The organism is uncultured Cyclobacterium sp., assembly GCF_963976465.1.
GTDB lineage: Bacteria > Bacteroidota > Bacteroidia > Cytophagales > Cyclobacteriaceae > Cyclobacterium.
Genome location: NZ_CAXBOC010000271.1, coordinates 1 through 7,516 on the forward strand (window position 1 = coordinate 1; position 7,516 = coordinate 7,516).

The following is a 7,516-nucleotide window of genomic DNA, read 5'->3' on the forward strand; positions in this document are numbered from 1 at the left end:
CCCTGGATTTTGTCATCATGTTTATTCCGCTTGAAGCAGCTTATATCGTGGCCCTTCAGGCTGACCCTAAACTATGGGAATATGCCTATAAAAAACGAGTGCTACTGATTAGTAGTAGCAATTTAATTGCTGCGCTAAAAATGATCAAAGACCTATGGATAAGGGATGATCAATCCAAAAACGCCATTGAAATCGCTGACAGAGGAGGCAAAGTTTATGACAAACTTGCCAATTTTCTACACAGTCTGGAAGACATTGGAAAGCATCTGGACAGGTCCCAAGAGAGTTATGCAACCGCTATTAAACAACTCAAAACCGGCAAAGGCAATTTAATATCACAGGCAGAAAAGCTTAGAGCATTAGGTGTCAATGCCCGAAATAAAATTTCCGGAAACGAATAATTTGGTCAAGCATTGCTGTATGTGACATTTTTTGGGATTAATAAGTAAGTTCGGATAACCAATTTTAGTTGATAAGTCTGCCTATCAGAAAGGTAGATCTTCAGGATTGTCTATTTCCTTGACTACGGCATGTCCGGAAATAAGGTAATTTCGACCTGTAGCCAATTCTTGGCACAACACCCTGGTTCTTTGTGTACGCAACTTCTTAAATTGCCTTTTTCTTAATAAAAAGTGAGTATTTATGGCAAGGTCTCCTAAAAGCGGTTCTTCTTTGATAAAGGTGTTTTTATCGTACTTTCTTAATTCCTTCATCAAAAATAAATCCGCACCGGTGGAAGCTTTAGGGTTATTCATGTACAGTTTTAGGGGGATCAATATATCATTGGGAAACACCCCCTCATGTAACATTGGCGCCATCAACCACTTAAAACTTTGCTTCCATTCGATCCCATGAGGCAATATTCCTTTCCCAATTCTTTCCTTGTATCGGCTAAAAACACGGTGATGAGCTACCTCATGAATAAAAGTAATCAAAAATTGGTATTGATTCAGGTCATTATTGATGGTGATTTTCTGAATACTTTTATCCTTTCTATAGCGAAAATCGCCCAGTTTTGACCTTCTTGATTTGGTGATTTCAAAGATAAAAGGTTCCTCCTCCCATAGGGAAAAGCAATAAGACAAGGCCTTTTCAGGTACCTTGCCTTGTAAATTTTCCAACCACTTTTCTTTTTCCACTTTTGCTTATTAACTGAAATCAAAATTAAGGATTTTTATCCTCGTGAATAAGCTCAAGTAGTTTTTTTCTAAACAATTCCTCCGAACCTGTAGAAAGGTTACTGATCCTACACCTCCAGGTTTCATAGCCTCCTTTCTCTATCTCATGTGCGGGTGGAACATAGCCTACATTTTCATTGGCCAGGCTAATTGTGAAATAGGGAAAATCAAGTCCTTCTTTAATTTTAAGCCCGGTTTCCGCAAAAAACTCTCCGGGTAAAGCACCAATTTTCCCTTCCCCTATATGTAAAACCTGTACCGGACAAGAAGCATCTTCAGGAAATTCATTCAGCAACATTTGCTCTCTGGCATACAGTTTTTCCCAACCTTCAGTATTAGGCTTCAATTCTTCCAAACCTCCGGAAGCCAAGATGGCCTTTGATTTTTCCAATTCTTCTAAACTAGGCATCCTTCTCTCAGCCTTTAACAAGCTAAAACTGCTTTTGAGTTGGGGCGATTTATCCCACCTAAGACTTTGAACCATTTCCAAAACCTTTTCGGCCAACTCACCTCCTATTTTTCTACTTTTGGCTAACTCTCCTTCAGGAAATTTAACTCTCCCACTGAAATCCCAGATATTTATATCCCCACTCGTACCATTGCTCATCATCCCCACAAAAGCATCTCCTGCCCCTAATTTTTCTTTCAATGCATTGGAAAACATACCAAAATAATCCGCTGAAATGGTTCCGTTTTGCCAATCCCCAACATAATGAAGGGAGTAATTGCCCAAAATGGAGATCCATTCCCCGTCTAGGCCTTTGATAGCTAAAAAACTCAATTCAGGATCCGGAATATTGAGTGGTTTTATGATTTGGTCTTCCACTCCAAATGGGTTGGTTTTGATTGTATCGGCTTTTCCTGTTACCGGGTTAATTGGGGAATAACTATCTTCCATCCAGTACCTGCGACACATCACATATTCCGGAACATCAATAGCGCCAAAGGCCAACTGAGCCGGTTTTACCTGGCTCAAAGCCTTCCCGACAGCCGTTGTTATCAGACCAGGTAGTCGTTTCCTATAGGCCATGTCTGCTGGCACCATGTGCACATCCTCCACAGCACCAGAAGCATGGGTATGTGTAGCCGAAATCAAAACCTGCCCGGGAGGTATTCCAAATTTTTCCTCAATGATAGCTTTGGTTTCATCCAAAAGCTCCTTTCCCAACACACATATGTCAACAATCACTATGGCCAAGCAGCTGTCCTCATTTTTCATTACCAGTGCTTTGGCATGTAGAGGGTCATGTATCTTTTGGGCGTAATGGGTAACAAAATCACCGTTTATAATGGTCCCTAAGGGAGGTGTGGTTTCGACAATGGCCGCACCAGCTTGAAAAACATTTGACATGGATAAGAAGTATTTATTATTGTGAAATTTTAACCGGAGGGCAGTGCTTTTCTTAAAAAGCGAAGAAAATTACCATGGAAAATATTATCAATATCCTTATCAGAATACCCCCTCCTATCCAGAATCTCCTCATATTTCTGGAGATCTGCTATGGAATTAAGGTCCCAGGGAGATTGTTCCGTACCAAAGATGCCATCCAAATCACTTCCAATCCCAATGTGTTCACTGTCTCCCACCAATTGACAAATATGGTCCCAATGATCTACCAAATGCTCCAATTTGATATCCAATTGCCAAGGGTCTGAAATGGTATCGATAAAACGGATATCCATAGCCCAACAGTCTAACATACCACCAATAACTGCTCCTCGCTTTACCAATTTTTTAATTTGCTCATCAGTTAACTGTCTCTGATTGGGCACAATTTTCCGAACATTATGATGACTGGCCCAAATGGGACCACCATATAAATCCAAAGCTTGATCAAAACCTTGATTCGTAAGGTGGGTAAAGTCTAAGATCATTTGGTATTGCTCCATTTTCCTGAGCAGCTCCTTGCCTAATTCAGTGATGGGCCCTTCTGATTTGGTCCCCGGCGCGTATCGTCCCGGACCGAAATGAGACAATCCCAATGCCCGAAGTCCATAATCGTAAGCCCTGTCTAAATAGGAAGGGTTTACCAACGAATCTCCCCCTTCAAGGTTTAGAATATAACCAATTGCTTTTTCCTCATCAGGTATATTGCTATCTTCCCAAAGGGCAAGCATCTGATCCAGATCCTCTTTTGTCAAGATCTGTTTCATTTCACCTAGTGCTTCCATTTCCCTGTACCAAGCCAATTGGGCTTGAGTCATGGCCCAAGCTTGTTGAGGTGAATTCCATCCGGCAAGTGCAGAATCAAGAGGGGAATACCTAGCCAATTGGGTTGCCACCACAATGCCGATTTTTCCTTTTCTTAATTCCGGCAAACAGACCGTTCCTCTACCTCTATCAGGCTTGTCTGGCATATGCATTTCAGCCTTTCGAATGTCTGAAAGCGGTTTACTTAAGTCCCTGTTCCACTCAATGGCATTCATGGACAAATCCAAATGCGCATCTAGAATCAGCCTTTTACTCATTTTGAATTAGGTATTTTAGCAGTACAATCGATTTCTACTTTAAGATTTTCAGCCAAAACAGATTGAACGGTAATCCGCGCAGGTTTGGTGTTTTTGAAAAAGCTGGCATAAACCTTATTGTACCGGTCAAACTCTGAGATATCTGACAAATGTACTGTACATTTTACCACATTGTCCATGGTTCCTCCGGCGGCTTCAATAATTGCCTGTATATTTTCTAAGGTTCTCTGGGTCTCCTCCTCGATGGTTCCCAACTTAAATTCAGAAGTTTCAAAATCTACTGATGCCTGCCCGGAAACGAACAAAAACCCATCTACCAAAATGGCGTCAGAATAAGCGCCGGTGTCAAAACTTAAATCTCTTTTAGGGTGTACTATCTTTTTCATTATCTATATTTTTTAATTGATTAAAATCTAATATTACCATGCAGTCCATCCACCGTCTACCACCAAGTTATGCCCCGTAATATAAGTAGAAGCATTGGAGAGTAAAAACCCTACAGATCCGGCCACTTCATTGGCCACTCCTACCCTGCCTAAAAAGGTCTTTTTTTCTAAGGATTTGATAAAATCGGGATGCGCTTTTTGTACTTTATCATTCGGGAATGGGCCCGGTGAAATACTGTTACACCGTATATTCTTAGGTCCAAAATGCATACCTAGGTACCGCGCCATCTGAATGATTCCTGCTTTACCTACCCCGTATTCAATAGGGTTGGTCATAAGGGGAGGTTCATATATATTTTGGTCAGGTGAACCCATTCCGTACATGCTTCCAAATAATACTATGCTGCCCGATTCCTCGGTCTCCATCAATTGCCCTACGGCTCTTGCCAAAATAAAAGTTGCGGTAAGCTCAGTGTGGATTACTTGGTCAAAATCCTGCGGCTCTATCTTCTCTAAGGACTTCCCACTGGCCGCATAGGCAAGGTTCACCAAACCATCAGGACATCCGTATTTCTCATTATTTTCATTTACAAAGTTGGCAATGGCTTGAGTATCCGAAAGATCAAATTGAGATGGAATCAAAAGACTACCCAATTTGGTTTTTTTCGCAAAAACAAAAGACCTGTCCTCACGGTCAATGCACAAAACCCTGGCCCCTTCCTTACAAAGTAATTGAACCACGGCTTGACCCAAATAACCTGCTCCTCCTACAACCCAAATTGTTTTCCCTTCCAGAGAAAACGGAGAAGCAGCAAAATTTGCAGATTTTGAATCAGGCATTAAGTCCTCCATCCATTAAAATATTCTCGCCATTGATATAAGCTCCGGCTTCAGAAGCCAATAAGACTGCCAAACCTTTGATATCATCAGTATTGGCCATTCTTCCCATAGGCACTTTTTTATTGTAATTGGCTACAAATTGATCTGGTTGATTGTTGAACAATCCACCCGGGGAAATACAATTGAATCGGATATTTTTACCAGCATTCATTTTAGCCATAAAGCGACTAAGGTTAATTAACCCTGCGTTGTGGAAAAAATAATCGGGAGGCAAGTCTCCCATGCTGGTACCTTCATAATTGGAGAGATCCGGACCTTTCATGCCCATCATGGAACTAATATTAATCACAGATCCACCTCCACTAGCGATAATCAAGTCTGTCATGGCCTTTAGCAAATCCCACATTCCGGTTGCATTTACACGCATTGATTCATCAAATTCTTCAAGAGGTCGATTGTAACCCTTCATAGGCCTTGACACAGCATTGTTTACAAACACATGAAGTTCGCCAAATTTTTCCTTCAGTTGCTGTGTAAACTTTACTACTGAGGTGCTATCCCCTTGGTCCACTTCCATCGCAAAAACATCCAGCCCTTTGGCTTTAAAAGTAGCAGCTGTTTTTTCCGCTGAAGCAATATCTCTAGAAGTAGTTATTACAGTTCCCCCAGCTTCAGCCAAACCTTCTACCAGGCATTTACCATATTGGCCGGAACCACCGGTGACTACAATGACTTTTCCTTTTAAGCTCAATAATTCTTTAACGTTCATTTTCTGCTATGTTAACTACTACACCCCCATTTTCAAAACTTTCCTTGGCACCTATGACCACTTCCATAATCGCAGCGGTTTTAGAAAACTCTAAATAGGGTTTCTCCCCTTTTAATGCTTCTATAAATACAATTAGATTGTCCCTAAACATGGAGTAAGAATTCTGTATATCAGCCATCTTCCAGCCATTTTCCCCAAAAAAGCTAAGTTGAAATGTGCCACAAATATCCTTGAACAAATGTACCGTTGCTTTGATACCATTCTCGAAGGTAACCATTACAATGTCTTCATCTTCTTCTCCTATATGCTGGACCTTTACCGGTCTAGGATCACCTAAAGTACTAAAAAGTGCCTCCAGAAGGTGTACCCCATATTTTTTCCAATCCTTTTTACCTACTGCAGTTACCAAACGAATGTCTCCAAGTGATTTTATTCCCGTTTTGACTGTTCTACATTCTTGCGAATAGCGCATGGAAGAACAGGACATAAACACTTTTCCTAATTTATGCTGTTCGGAAAAATAGGTTAGGTCTTCCCTAGAATAAACCAAAGGTTTGTCTATAAAAATCGGCACATTTGCCTCTAAAAAAGGCTTGGCCATCTCCACATGACTCTCAGGATCATCTCTTCCGAGAATAACGGCATCCACCGCTCCAATCATGTCTTCCAAATTTTCCACTACATGGGAAATCCCCGCATTTTTAGCAATGCTTTTGCTAATCTCAAGATCTTGACTCCACACATGACTTACCTTGGCTCCGGGAATGCCGAGGGTATCCTCATTGGCTTGTAAATAATCTGATACTGCAGGGTAACCAATCTCATTGATTATATCGCCATCAAAAGATCCATTGATGATTGAAGACCAGGAATAAGGGTGGGCATTTCCCGGACTCATTCCTATCATTCCTATTTTTAGCATTTTCTTTTGGTTAGTTTAAAAGCAAATTCATAATCTTATCTTCCCTTATACTTGAAATTAAAGCCAACCCATCCTGTCCCAATAGGGAATATTGATAAATTCCGGTTCCGAAAAAGGTATGGCCCCGGCGAGTAGCTTTTGATTTAAGGTGGGCAGGTCGGCAGTTTCGAGGGCCTTTTCCAAATAAACGGGTTTATCAATCCCCACCAATACCGATGAAACTTTCTCTTGGTCTAGTACATAGCGGGTAGCATATTCGGGTAATGTCATGCCCTCTTCCGCTGCCAAGCTTGCATATTGCGAAATATGATGTTCTATAGAAGCCAAAGGTGCTTTTAGGTTTTTACCACGTTCACTTAGCATTCCTCTCATCAAAACAGAACGAACCACCATACCGACGCCTTTTTCAGCTCCCAAATCAAAAATCTCTGCCTGCCTTTGGTCAAGTAAATTGAAGGGCAATTGAATGACTTCCCATAAGCCTGAATTAATAGCTGTTTCTGATTCCTCCACAGAATAAGTAGAGGCACCTATGGCTTTGGTTAGCCCTTCCTTTTTCAAATCTTCAAAGGTTCGGCAGACTGCCTCATTCTTCAAAATGCTTAAATCTGCTTGGTGTAACATCAATACATCCACATAACCCATACTTAAGGCTGCTAAACTCTCTTCAAGTGAGCCTCTTATTATGTGCGCCAGGGTTTTGTCATCAGGTAATTCGCCGGAAGTATTTTTCAAATGTTGGCATTTTGTGCAGATCACAACTTCCTCCCGCTTTTGCCGAAAAGCTTTGCCTATCAATTCCTCACTTTTACCATACATTCTGGCGGTATCGAAAAAGTTGACTCCTTTATCTAAAGCCTGAAGCAAAAGAGCTATTGCCTCATTTTCTTGCAACATGTCCTTCTCAGAATGAACACCGGGGCCATAAGGCAAACCGATTTCCACACCCCCG

General features: G+C 41.3%; 9 protein-coding genes. 1 reads left to right on the forward strand and 8 read right to left on the reverse strand.

Annotation, left to right across the window (positions count from 1 at the left end; all coding sequences use genetic code 11):
- The coding region (locus tag AAC037_RS15020; RefSeq protein WP_339903745.1) for a DNA recombination protein RmuC at positions 1 to 401 on the forward strand (401 nt) is incomplete at its 5' end.
- An 84-nt stretch (positions 402 to 485) separates the two neighbouring features.
- Here the strand turns inward: AAC037_RS15020 and AAC037_RS15025 are convergent.
- From AAC037_RS15025 to AAC037_RS15060, 8 genes are all read right to left on the reverse strand, one after another.
- Entirely contained in the window at positions 486 to 1,139 is a 654-nt protein-coding gene (locus AAC037_RS15025) for a transcription elongation protein SprT (RefSeq protein WP_339903746.1), read from the reverse strand.
- Between the two features lie 25 nt (positions 1,140 to 1,164).
- Positions 1,165 to 2,529 carry a hypothetical protein gene (locus tag AAC037_RS15030; protein ID WP_339903747.1) on the reverse strand — a complete coding sequence of 455 codons (1,365 nt, stop codon included), beginning with the start codon at positions 2,527 to 2,529 and terminating at the stop codon, positions 1,165 to 1,167.
- A 29-nt stretch (positions 2,530 to 2,558) separates the two neighbouring features.
- Complete coding sequence (locus AAC037_RS15035; RefSeq protein WP_339903748.1) at positions 2,559 to 3,647, reverse strand: membrane dipeptidase; 1,089 nt, start codon at positions 3,645 to 3,647, stop codon at positions 2,559 to 2,561.
- The gene (locus AAC037_RS15040; protein ID WP_339903749.1) at positions 3,644 to 4,033 is read right to left on the reverse strand and encodes a Rid family detoxifying hydrolase; all 390 of its coding nucleotides are present in this window, start codon (positions 4,031 to 4,033) and stop codon (positions 3,644 to 3,646) included. The genes AAC037_RS15035 and AAC037_RS15040 overlap by 4 nt, the downstream gene beginning before the upstream one ends.
- A 33-nt stretch (positions 4,034 to 4,066) precedes the next feature.
- The gene (locus AAC037_RS15045) at positions 4,067 to 4,873 is read right to left on the reverse strand and encodes an SDR family oxidoreductase (protein ID WP_339903750.1); all 807 of its coding nucleotides are present in this window, start codon (positions 4,871 to 4,873) and stop codon (positions 4,067 to 4,069) included.
- The gene (locus AAC037_RS15050; RefSeq protein WP_339903751.1) at positions 4,866 to 5,642 is read right to left on the reverse strand and encodes an SDR family oxidoreductase; all 777 of its coding nucleotides are present in this window, start codon (positions 5,640 to 5,642) and stop codon (positions 4,866 to 4,868) included. Before AAC037_RS15050 ends, AAC037_RS15045 begins: the two co-directional genes overlap by 8 nt.
- Positions 5,632 to 6,564, reverse strand: coding sequence for a Gfo/Idh/MocA family oxidoreductase (locus AAC037_RS15055; RefSeq protein WP_339903752.1), 933 nt, complete (start codon positions 6,562 to 6,564; stop codon positions 5,632 to 5,634). The genes AAC037_RS15050 and AAC037_RS15055 overlap by 11 nt, the downstream gene beginning before the upstream one ends.
- Positions 6,565 to 6,621: 57 nt before the next feature.
- Positions 6,622 to 7,516: aldo/keto reductase (locus AAC037_RS15060; protein WP_339903753.1), on the reverse strand; the 895-nt coding region annotated here is incomplete at its 5' end.